This window comes from Nakamurella aerolata (assembly GCF_013002705.1).
Lineage (GTDB): Bacteria > Actinomycetota > Actinomycetes > Mycobacteriales > Nakamurellaceae > Nakamurella > Nakamurella aerolata.
This window is the reverse complement of sequence record NZ_JABEND010000004.1, coordinates 288,415-306,794: the sequence shown is the minus strand read 5'-3', so window position 1 is coordinate 306,794 and position 18,380 is coordinate 288,415. Positions and strand designations below refer to the sequence as shown.

The window sequence follows — 18,380 nt, the reverse complement described above, 5'->3', positions numbered from 1 at the left end:
GCATCGGTGCCGGCCCGGCCCGATACCGTGGTCGGCACGAGCAGGACCGCACCTCATCGCCTTGCGAAAGGATCATCGTGAACTCTGGCGTTCACTCCACCCCATCCGACTCCGCGGCACCGGGACTGGCCGTCCAGGCCTGGACCATCCGCGACGCGCTGGCCGAGGACGCCGCGGCGGCGTGTGCCCGGCTGGCCGAGATCGGCTATTCCCAGATCGAGCTGTTCGGCGTCACCGACCGGTTGGACGCACTGGTCGCCGCGACCACCGGCGCCGGCCTTTCGGTGCCGTCGATCCACGCCGGTCTGTTGTCGCTGCCCGACGACGCTGCCGTGGCCGAGGTCTTCGCCGCCGCGCAGGCGCTGGGTGCCGGCACCGTGATCGATCCCTTCTACAGCAAGGAGATCTGGACCGACGCGGACGAGGTGGCCGCGGCAGCGGAACGGCTGAACCGGATCGCCGCGCTGGGCGCGGCCAACGGACTGCAGATCGGTTACCACAACCATGATTTCGAGTTGTCATCGAAGCTGGGCGACCGGCCGGCGCTCGAAGTGTTCGCCGAGCAGCTGGACCCGCAGGTGGCCCTCGAGGTCGACACCTACTGGGCGCAGGTCGGCGGGGTGGACGCCCCCGAGTTGCTGCGCCGGCTGGGCGCCAGGGTCAAGCTGATCCACGCCAAGGACGGCGACCTGAGCCTGGACAACACGGCGCAGACGGCGCTCGGCCATGGCCGGATGGACGTACCGGCGGTCGCGGCCGCCGTTGCCGAGCTGGGCTCGGTGCACACCGTCGTCGTCGAGCTGGACGACACCTCCGGCGACATCTGGCAGGCCGTCACCGACTCGCTGCCGTACGCCCGGCAGACCTTCGGCATCGCGCCGGCCGCCGGTTCCGCCGCCGCCACCGGCGGGGCCGAGTGAGCCGGATCGTCGGCTCCGATCGGACCGGCCCGGTCGGGGTCGGGTTGATCGGCGCCGGCAACATCTCGGCGCAATACCTGACCAACCTGGTGCGGCTGCCGGACGTCCGGGTGGTGATCGTCGGCGACCTCGCTACCGAGGTGGCTGCCGCCAGAGCAGCAGAGTTCGGCATCCCGGAGCACGGCGACGCCGCCGCGGTGCTGGCGCACCCCGACGTGGAGATCGTCGTCAACCTGACCATTCCGGCCGCGCACGTCGCGGTGTCCCAGCAGGCCGTCGCCGCCGGCAAACATGTCTGGACGGAGAAGCCACTCGGTACCGAACTCGGCGCGGCCGCCGAGCTGCTGGAGCAGGCCGCGGCCGCCGGGGTGCTGGTCGGCTGCGCCCCTGACACCTTGCTGGGCAGCGGTTTCCGTGCTTCGCGGAACCTGGTGGAGGACGGCAGCGTCGGCACGGTCACCTCCGCCGTCACCATGATGCAGGGTCCCGGTCCGGAGTCCTGGCACCCCAGCCCAGAGTTCCTGTTCGCCCGCGGCGGCGGGCCGGTGCTCGACATCGGGCCGTACTACTTCACCGCCCTGGTGCAGCTGTTCGGCCCGGTACGACGGGTGATGGCGTTGGGCTCCACCGCTTTTGCCACCCGCACCATCGGCTCGGGGCCGAAGGCCGGGCAACAGTTTCCCGTCGAGGTGCCCACTGCGGTCAGCGCGCTGCTGCAGTTCGCCGACGGCGGTTTCGCCACCACGGTGTTCTCGTTCGAGTCACCGCAGTCGCGGCACGGCTTCGTCGAGATCACCGGAACCGACGCCACCTTGGTGGTGCCCGACCCGAACGCGCACGTCGGCGCCAGCACCGTGGTGATCGCCGACGGTGAGCCGCGCGAGGTGGACGCCGCCACCGCCAACGCCGGCGGCGACGTCGGACGCGGCGTCGGCGTCGTCGACCTGGCGCGGGCCATCCGCACCGGCAGCCCGCAACACGCCTCCGGCGAGCTTGGCCTGCATGTGCTGGACATCATGCTGAGCATCGAGCAGGCTGTCGCCAGCGCCGAGCCGGTGACGCTGACCACCACCACCAGCAGACCGCCGGCACTGCCGACCGAGTGGAACCCGGCGGCCAGCACCCTGTAACGAGGTAGGAGACACCATGAGCACTGGCGGAGCCGACGGCACCGACGGCGGGCTGGAGCAACGCCCCGCCACTGCCGAGGACGCGGCCGCGGCGCTGGCCAGGGCCACCGGGGTGCTGCACCACGATGTGGCGCTGGTGCTCGGGTCCGGCTGGGTGCCGGCCGCCGACGAGTTGGGAACCGCCAGCAGCGAGGTACCCGTGACCGACCTGCCCGGGTTCCGGGCCCCCGGGGTCGCCGGGCACGCCGGCACCATCCGGTCGGTGCCGGTCGGCGACAAGCGCGTGCTGGTGTTCCTCGGCCGCAATCACTATTACGAGAACCGCGACACCCAGGCGGTGGCGCACCCGGTGCGCACCGCGGTGGCCGCCGGGGCCCGCACGGTGATCCTGACCAACGCCGCGGGCGGTGTGCGGCAAGGCCTTTCGGTGGGGCAGCCGGTGATGATCTCCGACCACCTCAACCTGACGGCCGCGTCGCCGTTGGTGGGTGCGCAGTTCGTCGACCTCACCGACCTGTACTCCCCCCGGTTGCGGGAACTGGCCAGATCGATCGACCCGTCGCTGGAAGAAGGCGTGTACTGCCAGCTCCCGGGGCCGCACTTCGAAACACCGGCGGAGATCGCCATGCTGCGGTTGCTCGGCGCCGACCTGGTCGGCATGTCGACAGCGCTCGAGGCGATCGCGGTGCGGGCGGCGGGCGCCGAGGTGTTCGGCCTCTCGCTGGTCACCAACCTTGCGGCCGGTGTCACCGGGGAGCCGCTGAACCACCAGGAGGTGCTCGAGGCCGGCAAGGCCGCTGCCACCTCCATGGGTGCGCTGCTGCGGCAACTGATCGAGCGGGCCTAGCCGTGGCGTCGGGGGCTGCCGCGCTGCCGGCGCAATTACGGGACGCCGCCATGCGGTGGATCGCCGACGACCCGCATCCCGGTGATCGCGTTGAGCTGCAACGCATTCTGGCGGACGCAATGGGCGGCCGGCCGGAGGCCGTCGGCGAGCTGACCGACCGGATGGATGGTCCCCTTGCCTTCGGCACCGCCGGTCTGCGCGGGCCGCTGCGCGCCGGGCCGAACGGACTGAACCTTGCCGTGGTACGCAGAGCGGCGGCCGGGCTCGCCGGGTACCTGCGCGCGACCGGGTCGGGTGGCGGTCTTGTCGTTGTCGGTTTCGACGCAAGGCACCGTTCGGCCGAGTTCGCCGCCGATGCGGCAAAGGTCTTGGCGGCGGCCGGCTTTCAGGTGATCCTTGCGCCCGGACCGGTGCCGACTCCGGTGACGGCATTCGCGGTCCGCAGGCTCGACGCGGTGGCCGGCGTGCAGATCACCGCGTCCCACAACCCGCCGCGGGACAACGGCGTCAAGGTGTACCTGCAGGCCGGGGCGCAGATCGTGCCGCCCACCGACGCCGAGATCGAGCGCGCCATCGCCGCCGTCGGGCCGGCCGTCAGCATCGACACCGATGGCACCCCCCAACCCTGGCCGGACGCCATCGTCGAGGCCTACCTTCAACGCGCCGCGTCGCTCCAGAACGCGGCAAACCCACCCGCGGAGCCCGCGAACGCGGAACCCGGCGCCGAGTTGCGGATCGCGCTCACTGCCATGCACGGAGTCGGCGCGGCGATCGCAGCAGAAGCGTTGCGGCGTGCCGGTTTCACCGACGTGCAGCAGGTCGCGGCGCAACAGCAACCGGACGCCGACTTCCCCACCGTCAGCTTTCCCAATCCCGAGGAACCCGGCGCCACCGATCTGCTGCTGGCGCTGGGTGAGCACATCGGCGCCGATCTGCTGATCGCGCTGGACCCCGACGCTGACCGGTGCGCCATCGGGGCCCGCGCGGCCGACGGCTCGTACCGGATGCTCCGGGGCGACGAGACCGGCGCGCTGCTCGGTGATGCAGTGCTGGCGGACCTGGACCGGACGTCCCACCCTGACCCGCTGGTGGCCACCACGATTGTGTCGTCGTCACTACTGAAATCCGTTGCGGCCCAGCGGAACGCGCGGTACGACGAGACGCTGACCGGGTTCAAGTGGATCGTCCGCGCCGGTGACGGCAACGGCACCGGCCTGGTCTTCGGCTACGAGGAGGCGCTGGGACTGTGCGTCGACCCGGACGCGGTCCGGGACAAGGACGGCATCACCGCGGCGGTGCGTGCCGCGGGGCTGGCCGCCTCGCTGAAAAGCGTTGGCCGCACCGTGTTCGACGCGCTGGACGAGCTGGCCGTCCGCCACGGCGTGCACGCCACCGACCAGCTGTCGGTGCGGGTCGCGGAGCTGTCGGAAATCGCCGATGCCATGGCGCGCCTGCGTTCCGCGGCGGCCGGCGGCTCGCTGACCGAGCTGGCCGGCGCCGAGGTCACCGAGGTGACCGATCTGCTGCCCCGCACCGACGCCGTCGTCATCCGAACCTCGGGGCCCGACGGGTCGGACCGGGTGGTGGTGCGCCCGTCCGGTACCGAGCCAAAGCTCAAGTGCTACTTGGAGTCTGTGCGTCCGGTCGCCGAATCGGCAGCGCTGAGTGCCGCGAAAGCGGCGGCGGCGGAGCGACTGGTTCGGCTGCGGACCCGGATGACCGAACTGCTGGGGCTGGCGTAGCCGCTCACTTCTCCGTGGTCGGCGGCGGGTTGAGCTGGTGTCCCGGGCTCGAGGTCTTGGCCGGCGGCGCCGGGGTGTTCGGTGGCAGGGTGTGCACGGTCGGCACGCCGGGAGCTTCCTGCGCCGGCCTGATGACGTCATCCATCCGGTACGTGACGGTGACGCCGTCGCCGGACAGGATCAGCTTCTTGTCTTGCAGTTTCCAGCTGAGCGGGGTTTCCAGCCACTGCAGGTACCACTTCTCCTGCTCGCGCAGATCGGCGTCGGTGCAGTACATCTCGGTGCTGGCGAGGGCGCTGATCGTCATCGTGTCGGCGGAGAAGCTGACCTGCCCGGTGAGGCGGTTGCAGCCGGCGTCGGCGTTCATCCGGCCGGCGCTCGGGAAGCTGATCTTCAGCGGCTTGCCGGCCATGGTGCGTCCGGTGATCTTGACGGCCTGGAACACGATGCTCTGCACTCCCCTTGGTGCCAGCACCGGCTCGCCGGGCGCGATCATGCCGCCGCCGGACGACTGCGCGGGGACACCGGTGCTGCCCGACCCGGAGCCGGGCGCCGAGCTTGCGTCGGCGCCTGGGCCGCCGGGGCCGGCCATTACGTCGCCCCTGATCTTGTACGTCACGGTGACGCCGGCGCCGGAGAGCACGAGCGTGTCGTTGTCGAAGGTCCAGGTCAGCTTCTTGCTCAGCCAATCGGCGTACCACTGCTCCTGGTCCATGATGGCCTTGTCGGCGCAGGCCATCATCGTGGAGCTGAGCTGCCCGGCCGTGAAGGTCTTGTCGGTGAAGGTGGCGCGGCCGCCCATGGAGTTGCACCCGGCGCTGGCGCCCATGGTGTCGCCGCCGGGGAAGTCGAGCACCAGCGGTGCGCTCGCCGCGTCCCTGCCCTCGATCGTGATCGACTCGAAGCTCTTGCTCTGCAACTGGTTCGGGGTGGGCTCACCGGAGACCGGCGGCAACATGTCGCCGGACGGGCGGGAGCTGGCTGGGGGCATGCTCACATCCTCGCTACTGGTCTGCTGGCTGGACGGCTGCGCTGAGCCGGATTGCTGGTTCGTTGTCTGCTGGCTGGTGGTTGGCCCGCCGGCGGATCCGCTGCTGCCGGACGAACCGCAGGCGGTCAGCGTGAGCGTGGTGGCGGCAAGAATCGCGATTCCGGTGACCCGGACGCGAGCGAGTGGGATGCGGGGGGTGTGCATGATGCTCCTTCCAGTCTGCACCCTATGGGTTTTCGGGGTTCACCGAGTTGTTCGGGGTTCACCGAGTTGTTCGGGGTTCACCGAGTTGACGGAACGCCGGTGCTGCCGGGTTGCACGGGCCTGGCGGCGAACCAATCCGGGGAGAGGTGAGCCGAACTGTGGAGCGGTGAGTGGTGAGCCGAACCGGCGGCGCTGGCCGCAGGCGCAGGCGCTGGCAGCGCGAGTGGCGTGAGCAGCGCGGTCGGCGCGGTCGGCGCGAGCAGCCCGAGCAGGCGGCCCCGGTGCGAGCAGCGCGAGCGGCGCGAGCCGGTGCGAGCAGCCCGAGCAGCGCGAGCCGGTGCGAGCAGCCCGAGCAGCGCGAGTCGGCGGGAGCCGCCCGAGCGGCGCGAGCAGCGGGAGCCGGTGCGAGCGGACCGAGCGGCGCGAGCCGGTGCGAGCGGACCGAGCGGCGCGAGCCGGTGCGAGCGGACCGAGCAGCGTGGGCAGCCCGAGCGGCGGTCCCGGCCCGTAGCGCCCCGGCGCAGTGTGTCCCGAACCCAGGACGACCTGAGCTCCGCGCCTAGCGCAGCCTGAGCCGTGCCCAGGGTGAGCGCAGGCATCAGCGTCGTGCGCTCCGCGGCCCCACCTCGACTGCACCACCGCGACCGCGACACCGACACCGACACCGAACCGCGTTCGAAAATGAGTTCGAGAAAGTTTGCACTAGCTCTTGTGCAGTACGTTTGTTCGAGTTACGATGATGGGTATGGATCGCGACGTTGCCACCACCGGCCGGGGAGTCAGCCTGGCCGAGCAACGCCTGCTCCAGCTGAGCGCGACGGGTGCACCGCCGGACGATTCTGTTGCCTGCCACGTCGACGAGCTGCTAGCCGAGCTGGCGGCACTGCTGCCGACGTTAACGCCGCCGTCCGACAGCTCACCCAAACCAACCGACTCAACTGGGACGGCGGTTCCACCATCGGTCCCACCTGGCCGGTCCCGAACCCCCGCGCTGCCCAGCCCCGCCACGCTCTCCGACCCCACGTCACGCCCCGCGGACGACAGTGCTCCCCAACCAGGCGGCAGGCATGTCGATCAGCCGGCGCCGCCCGTTGCGAACGGCATGACTTGCCCACCACAGGCGCCGCCCGTGCACCCGCAGGCAGCCAGCGTGGGTCGCCGCACGCTCCCACAACAGTCCACCGCGGGCCAGGCTGCGCGCGATGAGGCCGCCGCCCGGCTCATCGACCGAATCCAGCAGCTGGAACGGCTGTCGGCGCAACTGTCCGGGGCGATCGCTACGGCATCATTGCAGTTCGCCGCGCTCGAGCGGGAACGGCAGCTGGCCGCCGGTGTCCGAGCCCGCGATCTCGGCCGCGGTACCGCCGAGCAAGTGGGCTACGCAAGGCGTATGTCGCCGGTCGCCGCCGCCCGCGATCTCGGCACCGCGGCTCGCCTGCGCGAGCGCTTCCCGCTCACCTTCGACCTGCTCCGCGCCGGCGCGGTGGCATGGCGGCAGTGCCAGATCGTCGTCCGGGAATCCTCCCACCTGGACGACGATCTGGCGCACGCCGTCGACGCCGGGCTGTCGCCGCTGCTCCCCGGCTGGAACCTGCGGCAGACCGAACGCGGTGTGCGCCAAGCTGTTTACGAGCTCGACCCGCACGGCGCCGTCGAGCGTCGGGGCAGGGCCGAGTCGGAACGCCGGGTCACCATCCGCCCGATGCCGGACACCATGACGATGGTGTCCGCCCTGCTACCGGTGGCTCAGGGCGTGGCCGCGCACGCCAAGCTCGCCGGCGCGGCGGCCCAGGCCATTGCCGACGGCGACACCCGAACCAAAGATCAACTGATGGCCGACCTCTTCGTTCAATCGGTTCTCAGTCATTCGGTGCTTGATCCTTCGGCGCTCGACGCCGGCAGCTCGCCGCCGGAACCAAAGCCCGAGCCAACGAGCCCCGCCGGGTCCAGGCCCGATCTCCCCGCTCCGAACACCACCGCCCCACCCCCAGGTACGAGTCCGAGCGACCTGCCCCAGCACGGCGCCCCACCACCGCCCGACACCGGATCGCGCGACCAAAACCGCTGCGCACCACCGCCCCACACCGGATCAAGCGCCGAGCACCGCGGCGCCCCACCGCCCGACACCGAATCACGCGACGAAAACCGCGACGCCCCACCGCCCGATGCGAGCAACCTGCACCAGCACGGCGCCGCCCCACCGCCCGATGCGAGCCCATGCCACCAGCATGGCGCCGCCTCACGGCCCGACGTCGGATCACTCGACCAAAACCTCGCAGATCCGATCGGAAACCACTGCACGTCAACCCACTGCACGCCAACAGATTCAGCGCCGGAAGACCCTGCAACCGACCGACCCGTGCCGAAAGAATGCGTGCCGACAGAACGCGCGTTGAACAGTCCCGAGCTGCCCGGCGTCGGCGTGGTCCTGAACATCACCATGTCCGCCGAGACCCTACTCGGGGCGAGCAACGGCGCCGGCTGGCTCGACGGTCATGGCCCCGTCCCTGCAGACCTGGCCCGCGAGATCGCGGCCAGCTCCGCCCACACCTGGGTGCGCCGGCTGCTCACCGACCCGACGACGGGCTCCGTCGTCGCCATCGAACGCCGGCGGCGGGCGCCGCGCGAGTTCACCGGCATGCTGCGCGAGCTGATCGTCGCCCGCGACCGCGAATGCCGGCAACCGTGGTGCGACTCGCCGATCCGCCACGCCGATCACATCGTCCCGCACGCCAAGGGCGGCCCGACCAGCGCAGACAACGGCCAGGGCCTGTGCGCCCGCGGCAACTACCTCAAGGAGCTGCCCGGCTGGGACAGCTGGCGCGAACCCGACGGCACCTACGTCAGCACACCGACCGGGCACGTCTACCGCACCATCGTCGCAACCACCCGCGGTCTGCCGTCCCGCACCGAGCAGGTCGCGACGGCCAGGCAACCCGCGGGCACCGTTCCACGGGCAGACGTCAACTTTCGCCGAATACCACTACGGATCGTCGATGGCTACCGCGGGCCGAACTGACGGTCCCCCGCGTCGCCGAGGCCGGGAACAATGAACGCCGAATCGTTCAGCCGCTCGTCCACCGACGCCGTCACCACCCGCACCGGCAGGCCCGACTCGGCCAGCGCCGTCAACCCCTCGGGGGCGCACAGTGCCGTCACCGCGGTGACGTCGGTGGCACCCCGGTCCGCCAGCAGCTGCACGGTCTGCACCAGCGACCCACCGGTGGCCAGCATCGGGTCGAGCACGAAAACCGGTCGCCCGGCCAGCGACGCCGGCAGCGACTCCAGATAGGTGGTCGGCTGGTGGGTCCGCTCATCGCGGGCCATGCCGACAAAACCCATCTGCGACTCCGGCATCAGCGTGTGTGCGGTGTCGGCCATACCGAGCCCGGCCCGCAGCACCGGCACCAGCAGCGGCGGGTTCGCCAGCCGCACCCCGGTGGTGCGCGCCACCGGCGTGTGCAGCGTGGTCTCCACCACCTCAAGATCCCTGGTGGCCTCGTAGATCAACATCAGCGTCAGCTCGCGCAGCGCAGCCCGGAAGGTGGCGTTGTCGGTGCGCGCGTCCCGCATGATGGACAGCCGGGACGCGGCCAGCGGATGGTCGACTACCCGGACGTCGAGGTCGCGCGGAGGCGTGGATGGCACCGCCATAGGTTACGCACCCCCACCACGATCGCGGCCAGCAACATTGCCCACGCCAGTAGACCGAGCCACAGCTGACCGGTGGTGTAGTCGGCCACCTTGGCCTCCCACCACGGCAAGCCGCCGCTCCACCTGGTGTACAGCCAGAACAACCAGCCGCCCGCCACCAGCTGGAACACCGCACCGATCCACGGTGCCAGCAACACCGCGGGCGCCACCCCCCACACCAGGTACTGGGTGCCGAAAGTCGGTGTCAGCAAACAGAATCCGGCCAGCGACAGCGCCACCACACCCGGCAGCACCGCCGAGCCGTCGACGCCGCGCCGCGCCAACAGCACCAGCAACCCCAGCGGCAGCAGCGCGCACAGCACCACCACAACGGTCCCGCCGCCGGCCACCGTCCGCCACACCTCCGGCCCCGCCACCCACACCGAGAGCCGGCCGACCCCCCAGCCCTGGTAATAGTCGGTACCGCCATAACCGAACACGTTGTGCAGCAGAATCCGCCCGTGCTGCAGCACCGCCGGCAGCCAGAACACCGCCGATGTCAACCCGGCGCCGGCCAGCCAGCGCAGCGCAACGCCGCGCCCCTGCCGCCAGGCCGCGAACAACAGCACCGGCCCGGCCACCAGCGGCACCACCTTCACCCCCACCGCCAGCGCAAAACACACCCCGGACCACGCCGCCGCCCTCCGGTCGGCCAGCAGGTACACCGCCGCCAACACCAAAGCCATGAACATCGGATCGGTGTTGCCGTGGAACCCGGAGATGATGATCAGCACCGGGCTCAGCGCCACCGCCAGCCCGCCGGCCAGCGCCGCCCGCTCGACGGTGCGCCGCCGCAGCAGCGCATACACCAGCAGCGCGGCCGCCACGTCGAAAAGACTCGACACCACCCGGATCGTCACTTCCGGCGCAATCCCGCTGTCCTGCAACCAGATCACCAGCTGCAGGTAGAAGCCGATCAGCGGCGGGTGGTTGTAGAACGACCAGCGCCCGTTCCACGGCGTCGTGTCGAACGGGAAGGCATAGATGTCCACCGGGCCGGTCTGCCTGGCAGCATCGACGAACGCCAGCCAGTGCCCGATGTCGTTGCTGCCCCAGGTGGTCAGCGCCAGCACCACCTTGACCACCAGCGCGGCCGACGCCGCCAGCAGCACCCAGCGGAATCCACGCGTCATGGGCGCACCAGCCGGCGCAGGCCCACCGCCGCACAACCCACCAGCACCAGCCACACCACCAGCGCCATCCAGACTTCAGCGGTGGTGAACGGCACCGAGATCGGATGGTTGTAGTCGACGAACTCGGTCCAGCGCGAATACATCTTCAGCAGGAACAACCCGGCGAGCACGTTGAACACCACCCCGCCGACCACCGTCAACAGCAACACCGGCGCGGCCGCCCACGCCAGGTACTGCACCCCGAACGTCGGCGTCAGCACCAGGAATCCGACCAGCGTCATCGCCACCGCCGGCAGCACGCGTCCCGGCGAGCGCCACACCCACCAGGCCGGCAGCAGCGCACAGAGCGCAACGATCAGCATCCGACCCGGACCCTCGATGAAGCCGGCAACGCCGTCCCAGCCCCACCACGTCACCAGCCGGTCGATGCCCCAGACATGGTTGTTCCAGCCCGCGTAACCCACCACATTGGCCAGCACCCCTGCACCCTGCAACGCCAGCGCCGGACCCCACCACAGCAGCGAGAACCCGGCGAGCGCCAACCCGAATCGCCAGAACGCCCGTGGCGACTGCCGCCAGGCCAGCACCAGCAGCACCGGCACCGCCACCACCGGGACGATCTTCACGCCGAGCGCCGCCGCCATCGCCAACCCGGCCAACACCGGCGCCCTGCGCACCTGCAGCAGGTACAGCGCCAGCAACGTCAACATCACGAACACCGGATCGGTGTTGCCGTGGAAACCGGCGATCAGAATCAGCGCGGGACTCAGCGCCACCGCAACGCCCCCGGCGGTGGCCCAGCCGAGCGAGCGCACCTGCCGCAGCAGGGCGCACACCACGAACGCGCCGGCCACGTCGATCACCGACGACAACGCCCTGATCGAGAACGACACCGGCACCCCGGCGCTCTCCAGCCACGACACCACCACCAGCACGTAACCCATCAGCGGCGGGTGGTTGTACGCGGTCTCCTCGAACGGCACACCGTAGATGCCGATCGGGCCGGAGCCAGGGATGTACGAGGTGAACGTCATCCAGTGCCCGATGTCGCGGCTGCCGAAAGTGGTGGCCGCAAACGTCAACCGGATCGCCAGACCCAGCACCGCGGCCACCGCGACCACCATCACGGCGGTGCGCGCGGGCGTTCGGCGATCGATTACGGACGTCACGCCGCGATGCTACGGGCCGGTCGGCGCAGACCCCGTTCGACCTAAGATGTGCCGATGACGTCCGCCCCCGTGAGCCAGGCGCTGCCGGCGCAGCTGGCCGAGGCCACCGCCGGAGAGTCGGCGTTGCGCCGCTTCCTGCACGGCCTGCCAGGTGTCGACCCGGTTGGACTCGAGTCACGCGCGGCCACCCTCGCCACCCGCTCCATCAAGAAGGCCAGCAAGCTCGCCGCCATCGACCTGGCCATCTCGATGGTCGACCTGACCACCCTCGAGGGCGCCGACACCCCGGGCAAGGTGCGTTCGCTGGCGGCCAAGGCCCGCCGCCCCGACCCCGACTATCCCGACACCCCGCCCGTCGCCGCGGTCTGCGTCTACCCCGACCGGGTCGCCGACGCCGTCGCCGCCCTCGGCCCGGCGGGCGTGCCCGGCGGCGGGAGCATCGGTATCGCTTCGGTCGCAACAGCTTTCCCGTCGGGACGCGCCGCTCGCGCCGTCAAGCTCGCCGACGTCCGTTCCGCGCTGGACGCCGGCGCCACCGAGATCGACATGGTGATCGACCGAGGCGCCTTCCTCGCCGGGCACTACGGCACCGTGTTCGACGAGATCGTCGACGTCCGCAGGGTGTGCGACGCGGCCAGCACACCGGACGGAAACCCGGTGCGGCTCAAGGTGATCCTCGAGATCGGCGAGCTCGGCACCTACGACAATGTGCGCCGCGCCAGCTTCCTCGCACTGCTCGCCGGCGGCGACTTCATCAAGACGTCCACCGGAAAGGTCTCGCCGGCCGCGACGCTCCCGGTCACCCACCTGATGCTGCAGGCGGTGCGGGACTGGTACCAGCTCACCGGCCAGCGCCGGGCCGTCAAACCCGCCGGCGGTATCCGCACCACCAAGGACGCCATCCGCTACCTGGTCGCGGTGCACGAGGTCGCCGGGCCGGAATGGCTTGACCCCTACTACTTCCGGTTCGGAGCGTCGAGCCTGCTCGGCGATCTGATTCTGCAGCGCCGCACCCAGCTGGAAGGCCACTACAGCGGCCCCGACTACGTCACGGTGGATTGATCGATGGCAGCACGTGCCGCACGCAAGACCGTCCCGGCCAAGAAGACGTTCACCGATTTCGGCGACTATGCACCGGCGCCGGAGTCGGCGGCGATCGGCCGGATCCAACCCAGATACCAGATGTACCTCGACGGCGCGTTCGTCGACGGCGGCGGGGCGGACCTGACCACCGTCAACCCCGGCACCGGCGAGCCGCTCGCAACGGTGGCCACCGCCGGTAAGGGCGATGTCGACCGCGCCGTCGCCGCCGCCCGCCGGGCGTACGAGCGGGTCTGGTCGACAATGCCCGGCGCCGAACGCGGCAAATACTTGTTCCGGATCGCCAGGGGCATTGCCGAACGCGCCCGCGAGCTCGCCGTCGTCGAGACCCTCGACAACGGCAAGCCGATCAAGGAGTCACGGGACGTCGACGTGCCGACCGCATCGGCGCACTTCTTCTACCACGCGGGTTGGGCCGACAAGCTCCGGCATGCCGGGCTGGGCGCCAACCCGACGCCCATCGGCGTTGCCGGACAAGTGATTCCGTGGAATTTCCCGCTGCTGATGGCGGCCTGGAAGATCGCCCCGGCGCTGGCCGCCGGCAACACCGTTGTGATCAAACCGGCGGAGACGACGCCGCTGTCGATCCTGGTGCTCGCCGAGATCATCGCCGACGCCGGCCTGCCCGAAGGGGTGGTCAACATCCTGCCCGGCGCCGGTGACGTCGGTGCCGAGCTGGTCACCCACCCCGGTATCGACAAGGTCGCCTTCACCGGCTCCACCGCCGTCGGCAAACAGATCCAGTCGGCGCTGGCCGGTACCGGCCGCCGGCTCACCCTCGAACTGGGTGGCAAGGCCGCGAACATCGTCTTCGACGACGCCCCGATCGACCAGGCCGTCGAGGGCATCGTCAACGGCATCTTCTTCAACCAGGGCCACGTGTGCTGCGCCGGAAGCCGGCTGCTGGTGCAGGAATCGGTCGCCGACGAGGTGATCGACAAGCTCGAGGACCGGGTCTCGACGCTGCGGCTCGGCGACCCGATGGACAAGAACACCGACATCGGCGCCATCAACTCGGCCGAACAGCTGGCGCGCATCACCGAACTGTCCGCCACCGGCGACGACGACGGCGCCGAACGCTGGACCTCGCCGTGCCCGGTCCCCGACCGCGGGTTCTACTTCCCGCCAACGGTGTTCACCAATGTGTCCCAGTCGATGCGGATCGCCAGGGACGAGATCTTCGGCCCGGTGCTGGCGGTGCAGACCTTCCGCACCCCCGACGAGGCGGTCAGCAAGGCCAACAACACGCCATACGGTCTGTCCGCCGGCGTCTGGACCGACAAGGGCTCTCGCATTCTCGGCATGGCCCAGGCCGTGCGAGCCGGGGTGGTGTGGGCCAACACCTTCAACCGGTTCGACCCCACCGCCGCCTTCGGTGGCTACGGCGAGTCCGGTTTCGGCCGCGAGGGCGGCCGCAGCGGGCTGGCCGCCTACCTGCAACCCGATGCGAAGGACCAGTTCTGATGAGCCGGTTGGACGTTGCCAAGACCTACAAGCTGTACATCGGCGGCAAGTTCCCGCGCAGCGAGAGCGGCCGCACCTATCAGGTGACCGATGGGGCCGGACGGTTCGCCGCCAATGCCGCCCAGGCCTCCCGCAAGGACGCCCGCGACGCGGTTGTGGCTGCCCGCAAGGCTTTTCCCGGTTGGCGCTCGGCCACCGCATACAACCGGGGCCAGGTGATCTACCGGATCGCCGAGATGCTCGAGGGTCGCCGGGACCAGTTCACCGAGCTGGTACGCGCCGGCAACACCAGCAGCACCGGCCAACGGGCCGTCGCCAAGGCGCACCGCGAGGTGGACGCCGCCATCGACCTGCTGGTGCACTACGCCGGCTGGACCGACAAGGTGGCCGCAGTGTTCGGCGGAGCCAATCCCGTTGCCGGGCCGTACTTCTCGTTCACCACACCGGAGCCGACCGGCGTGGTGGGGGCCGCCGCGCCGCAGCAGGACGCGCTGCTCGGACTGGTGTCGGTGATCGCGCCGATCATCACCAGCGGCAACACCGCCGTGGTGGTCGCCTCGCAGGATCGTCCGCTGCCAGCGGTGACGCTCGCCGAGGTGCTCGCCACCTCCGACCTGCCGGGCGGTGTGGTCAACCTGCTCACCGGCTCGGCCGCCGAGGTGATGCCGCACCTGGCCGCGCACGGCGACGTCAACGCGCTCGATCTGACCGGTGTTGCCGGCGACCAGCGCGCCGAGCTGGAACGCGCAGCGGCCGGCACCGTGAAGCGGGTCTTCGCGCCGCCGCCGGACGTCACCTTCAGCGCCGACCCCGGCACCGCCCGGCTGCGCGCCTTCCTCGAGCAGAAGACGGTCTGGCACCCCACCGGTGCGCTGTCGCTGGCCGGCGGCGGCTCGTACTGACTAGCGGCTGACTAGCGGCCGGCCGGGTACTGGTACTGCTGCTGGGCCGGCTGGTACTGCTGCTGCGGGAACTGCTGCTGCGCGTACTGCTGCGGCTGGAACTGCGGCTGCTGCTGGAACTGCTGACCGGCGAACTGCACCGGGGCCGGCCGCGGTGCCCGGCGGTTGACCTGGTCGATGACGATCAACGCGACGCCGAGCCCGGCCATCCCGATACCGAGGTAGGGCTGCGCACCCTCGGCCCACGACAGGATCTTGAACTGCAGGTCGATCAGCCGCAGTAGCGCCGATCCGGCACCGAAGATGATCAAAGCGATACCGATACGGGTCATCACGCGCATGGGGAGTGCCTCCTGGGCAAATGAGTGAGCAACAATGTTCGGGGACGCCAGCTCCGACGGGCCACGGCGGCGGCCGGTTCCCTCGCCCACCGACAGCACCGGCGAAGCTCAACTCCGCTTGAGGGTCAGCTCACATCGACACTGCTCAGCGCCGGTATGCCCAGCCGGTAACCTACAACCGAGCCGAATCTTCCAGACGTCAGAGAGCCATGCATGCCTGAGCAGCCCACCGATACCGACACCGCTACCGCCACGAACCAGCCGCTGCGGATTGCGGTGATCGGTGCCGGGCCCGCCGGCATCTACGCCAGCGACATCCTGACCAAATCGACCGACCCGGCGGCCGCCGGCGTCACCGTCGACATCTTCGACCGGCTGCCCACCCCGTACGGGCTGATCCGCTACGGCGTCGCTCCCGACCACCCGCGGATCAAGCAGATCATCGTTGCGCTGCACCGGGTGATGGAGAACCCGCGGATTCAATTCTTCGGCAATGTATCCGTCGGCACCGACATCAAGCTGGACGAACTGCGCCAGTACTACGACGCCGTGATCGTCGCGACCGGCGCCGAACGCGACCGCGATCTGCCGATCCCCGGCATCGACCTCGAACGCAGTCACGGCGCCGCCGACTTCGTCGCCTTCTACGACTCGCACCCCGACCGCCCGCAGACCTGGGACCTCAGCGGCGCCAAAGAAGTCGCGGTGATCGGCGTCGGCAACGTCGGCCTCGACGTCGCGCGGATCCTCGCCAGGACCGGCGATGAACTGCTGTACACCGAGATCCCCGATCACGTGCACGCGGTGCTGGCGAACTCCGCCGTCACCGACATCCACATGTTCGCGCGGCGCGGGCCGGCCCAGGCCAAGTTCACCCCGGTGGAACTGCGCGAACTCGACCACTCGCCGAACGTGCAGGTGGTGGTCGATCCGCAGGGCATGGAGTTCGACGAGGCCAGCGAACAGGCCATCACCTCGGCCAAGGCGCTGCGGATGGTGGTCGATGTGCTCAGCGAGTGGGCCCTGCGCGACGCCGACCCGAACGTGGGCCGCCGCATCCACATCCACTTCCTGGAGAATCCGGTCGAGGTGCTCGGCGCGGACGGCGCCGTCGTCGGGCTGCGCACCGAACGCATGGAGCTGGACGGCAACGGCGGCGTGGTCGGCACCGGCACCCACACCGACTGGCCGATCCAGGCCATCTACCGGGCCGTCGGCTACCGCTCCGAACCGATCAGCGACCTGCCGTTCGACGAGCGCACCCTGGTGGTGCCCAACGAGGCCGGCCGGGTGATCACCAGCAGCGGCGAGCCGCTGCCCGGTGTCTACGCCACCGGCTGGATCAAGCGCGGCCCGGTCGGGCTGATCGGCCACACCAAGTCCGACGCCGCCGAGACTGTCGGCCACCTGCTCAGCGACGCCCCCACCCTGCCGCGCGCGCCGCACCGCAGCCGCGACGACGTGATCGCCATGCTCGCGTCAAAGGGCTTGCAGGTCACCGACTTTGCCGGCTGGGACCGGCTGGACGAGCACGAACGCGGCCTCGGCGCCGCCGACCAGCATCCGCGCGAGCGCCGCAAGGTGACCAACCGTGCCGAGATGACAGACATCGCCAGACGAGGAAGCGGCGCATGAGGGCCACGACCCTCGGCTCGCTCCAGCTGACTCCGATCGCCGACGCGCTCGAACTGGTGGCGGCGCCGGTGCGCGAAGCCGTTGCCGCGCCCGGCTTTCCGCCGGCCTGGGTAGCGCCGATCGACGCCGAGCTGTCCGACACCGCCGAGTTCTGCCGGGCCTACGACGTGCCGCCGGCGGCCAGCGCCAACTGCGTCGTGGTCACCGGCAAGCGCGAGGGCCAGCAGCGCTGGGCGGCCGCTGTGCTGCTGGCCACCACCCGCGCCGAGGTGAACACCGTGATCCGGCGCCGCCTCGACGTGCGCAAGATCAGCTTCGCGTCGATGGCCGACGCCACCAGCCAGACCGGCATGGAGTACGGCGGCATCACCCCGATCGGACTGCCAGCCGAATGGCCAATCTTGTTGGACGCCAGGGTGATCGAAGCCGGCCCCGTGGTGATCGGATCCGGCATCAGGGCATCCAAGATCGTCATCGACGGTGCCGACCTGGCGAAGCTGCCCGGCGCCGAGGTGATCGACGGCCTGGGCCGCTGATCTCGGGCATTATGCTTCAGGGATACTTCCCGAAACAGTTCACCCTTTTGGCGGTGCCACGACTCACGACGGAGCGTAATCTCGTCACAAGAAGTTCTTGAGTAGAGAGACGACTTGAGGGGGAAACCATTTATCGACGAGGCGCAACGTCCCGCAGCTTTGCAATTTCAGGATGTGTGTTGGCAATCCTGATGGGCATTATGCCATCGCCCGCGACAACCGCCGTTCAGGCATCCGAAACGGCAACGGAAGCAACGCACACAGACATAGAGTCAGACATCACTAACATGGCGGTGTCATCTGTGAAGACGATCAAGAAGGTCCCGATTGGCGCCGCCATCGCCGTCAATGTTCGGCAGACGCTCTACGTCGAATCGACAGACTCGTCGGACACACCTTCGGGCGTCTGCACCGTAACGGTGCAGGTCAGCGACCCTTACCAATATCAAAGCTCGCCGAGGATCATCGCCGGCACAATCTGGGTGACGACTGGACCCCAATGTTTGCCGAAAACCTACACTCACGAACTGCACGCACGCGGCGCCACTCGCCCAAAGACGAGCATCACGAAG

At 70.0% G+C, this 18,380-nt stretch carries 15 protein-coding genes; 10 read left to right on the top strand and 5 right to left on the bottom strand.

From position 1 onward, the window contains the following. Positions 1 to 77: 77 nt before the first annotated feature. The 4 genes from HKD39_RS09765 to HKD39_RS09750 are packed head-to-tail and all read left to right on the top strand — an operon-like array spanning position 78 to position 4,639. The gene (locus HKD39_RS09765; RefSeq protein ID WP_212754357.1) at positions 78 to 920 is read left to right on the top strand and encodes a sugar phosphate isomerase/epimerase family protein; all 843 of its coding nucleotides are present in this window, start codon (positions 78 to 80) and stop codon (positions 918 to 920) included. Further along, positions 917 to 2,050, top strand: coding sequence for a Gfo/Idh/MocA family protein (locus HKD39_RS09760; protein ID WP_212754355.1), 1,134 nt, complete (start codon positions 917 to 919; stop codon positions 2,048 to 2,050). Before HKD39_RS09765 ends, HKD39_RS09760 begins: the two co-directional genes overlap by 4 nt. A 16-nt stretch (positions 2,051 to 2,066) precedes the next feature. Further along, positions 2,067 to 2,897 carry a purine-nucleoside phosphorylase gene (locus HKD39_RS09755; RefSeq protein ID WP_171199665.1) on the top strand — a complete coding sequence of 277 codons (831 nt, stop codon included), beginning with the start codon at positions 2,067 to 2,069 and terminating at the stop codon, positions 2,895 to 2,897. A gap of 50 nt (positions 2,898 to 2,947) precedes the next feature. Further along, positions 2,948 to 4,639 carry a phospho-sugar mutase gene (locus HKD39_RS09750; protein WP_171199733.1) on the top strand — a complete coding sequence of 564 codons (1,692 nt, stop codon included), beginning with the start codon at positions 2,948 to 2,950 and terminating at the stop codon, positions 4,637 to 4,639. Between the two features lie 4 nt (positions 4,640 to 4,643). On the opposite strand, the gene HKD39_RS09745 is transcribed toward HKD39_RS09750, so the two are convergent. Then, positions 4,644 to 5,834 (bottom strand): META domain-containing protein, encoded by a 1,191-nt coding sequence (locus HKD39_RS09745; protein ID WP_171199664.1) that lies wholly within the window; start codon positions 5,832 to 5,834, stop codon positions 4,644 to 4,646. 1,150 nt (positions 5,835 to 6,984) lie between these two features. Between HKD39_RS09745 and HKD39_RS09740 the strand changes: the two genes are divergently transcribed. After that, the gene (locus HKD39_RS09740; RefSeq protein WP_171199663.1) at positions 6,985 to 8,853 is read left to right on the top strand and encodes a DUF222 domain-containing protein; all 1,869 of its coding nucleotides are present in this window, start codon (positions 6,985 to 6,987) and stop codon (positions 8,851 to 8,853) included. Here HKD39_RS09740 and upp read toward each other — a convergent pair. From upp to HKD39_RS09725, 3 genes are read right to left on the bottom strand one after another with little or no spacing between them, the layout of a single operon-like run. After that, positions 8,835 to 9,407, bottom strand: coding sequence for a uracil phosphoribosyltransferase (gene upp / locus HKD39_RS09735; protein WP_246232384.1), 573 nt, complete (start codon positions 9,405 to 9,407; stop codon positions 8,835 to 8,837). The genes HKD39_RS09740 and upp overlap by 19 nt on opposite strands. A 35-nt stretch (positions 9,408 to 9,442) precedes the next feature. After that, positions 9,443 to 10,660 (bottom strand): glycosyltransferase family 39 protein, encoded by a 1,218-nt coding sequence (locus HKD39_RS09730; protein WP_171199661.1) that lies wholly within the window; start codon positions 10,658 to 10,660, stop codon positions 9,443 to 9,445. Then, positions 10,657 to 11,829, bottom strand: a complete 1,173-nt coding sequence (locus HKD39_RS09725; RefSeq protein WP_171199660.1) for a glycosyltransferase 87 family protein — start codon at positions 11,827 to 11,829, stop codon at positions 10,657 to 10,659. Before HKD39_RS09725 ends, HKD39_RS09730 begins: the two co-directional genes overlap by 4 nt. Positions 11,830 to 11,883: 54 nt before the next feature. On the opposite strand from HKD39_RS09725, the gene deoC reads away from it, so the two are divergent. The 3 genes from deoC to HKD39_RS09710 are packed head-to-tail and all read left to right on the top strand — an operon-like array spanning position 11,884 to position 15,296. Beyond that, on the top strand, positions 11,884 to 12,891 hold the full coding sequence (deoC, locus tag HKD39_RS09720) for a deoxyribose-phosphate aldolase (protein ID WP_171199659.1): 1,008 nt from the start codon (positions 11,884 to 11,886) through the stop codon (positions 12,889 to 12,891). 3 nt (positions 12,892 to 12,894) lie between these two features. After that, entirely contained in the window at positions 12,895 to 14,394 is a 1,500-nt protein-coding gene (locus HKD39_RS09715; RefSeq protein ID WP_171199658.1) for an aldehyde dehydrogenase family protein, read from the top strand. Further along, on the top strand, positions 14,391 to 15,296 hold the full coding sequence (locus tag HKD39_RS09710; protein ID WP_171199732.1) for an aldehyde dehydrogenase family protein: 906 nt from the start codon (positions 14,391 to 14,393) through the stop codon (positions 15,294 to 15,296). Before HKD39_RS09715 ends, HKD39_RS09710 begins: the two co-directional genes overlap by 4 nt. Positions 15,297 to 15,307: 11 nt before the next feature. On the opposite strand, the gene HKD39_RS18785 is transcribed toward HKD39_RS09710, so the two are convergent. Further along, complete coding sequence (locus tag HKD39_RS18785) at positions 15,308 to 15,637, bottom strand: hypothetical protein (protein WP_212754351.1); 330 nt, start codon at positions 15,635 to 15,637, stop codon at positions 15,308 to 15,310. 213 nt (positions 15,638 to 15,850) lie between these two features. Here HKD39_RS18785 and HKD39_RS09700 point away from each other — a divergent pair, with 213 nt between their 5' ends. Further along, the gene (locus tag HKD39_RS09700; protein ID WP_171199657.1) at positions 15,851 to 17,272 is read left to right on the top strand and encodes an FAD-dependent oxidoreductase; all 1,422 of its coding nucleotides are present in this window, start codon (positions 15,851 to 15,853) and stop codon (positions 17,270 to 17,272) included. Further along, positions 17,269 to 17,808 carry a YbaK/EbsC family protein gene (locus HKD39_RS09695; protein ID WP_171199656.1) on the top strand — a complete coding sequence of 180 codons (540 nt, stop codon included), beginning with the start codon at positions 17,269 to 17,271 and terminating at the stop codon, positions 17,806 to 17,808. The genes HKD39_RS09700 and HKD39_RS09695 overlap by 4 nt, the downstream gene beginning before the upstream one ends. The last annotated feature ends 572 nt before the right edge of the window (positions 17,809 to 18,380 follow it).

Coding starts and splice junctions, on each gene's coding strand:
- HKD39_RS09755 (WP_171199665.1), top strand. CDS start 2,067: ATGAGCACTGGCGGAGCCGACGGCACCGACGGCGGGCTGGAGCAACGC.
- HKD39_RS09750 (WP_171199733.1), top strand. CDS start 2,948: ATGCGGTGGATCGCCGACGACCCGCATCCCGGTGATCGCGTTGAGCTG.
- HKD39_RS09745 (WP_171199664.1), bottom strand. CDS start 5,834: ATGCACACCCCCCGCATCCCACTCGCTCGCGTCCGGGTCACCGGAATC.
- upp (WP_246232384.1), bottom strand. CDS start 9,407: ATGCGGGACGCGCGCACCGACAACGCCACCTTCCGGGCTGCGCTGCGC.
- HKD39_RS09730 (WP_171199661.1), bottom strand. CDS start 10,660: ATGACGCGTGGATTCCGCTGGGTGCTGCTGGCGGCGTCGGCCGCGCTG.
- deoC (WP_171199659.1), top strand. CDS start 11,884: ATGACGTCCGCCCCCGTGAGCCAGGCGCTGCCGGCGCAGCTGGCCGAG.
- HKD39_RS09715 (WP_171199658.1), top strand. CDS start 12,895: ATGGCAGCACGTGCCGCACGCAAGACCGTCCCGGCCAAGAAGACGTTC.
- HKD39_RS18785 (WP_212754351.1), bottom strand. CDS start 15,637: ATGCGCGTGATGACCCGTATCGGTATCGCTTTGATCATCTTCGGTGCC.
- HKD39_RS09700 (WP_171199657.1), top strand. CDS start 15,851: ATGCCTGAGCAGCCCACCGATACCGACACCGCTACCGCCACGAACCAG.
- HKD39_RS09695 (WP_171199656.1), top strand. CDS start 17,269: ATGAGGGCCACGACCCTCGGCTCGCTCCAGCTGACTCCGATCGCCGAC.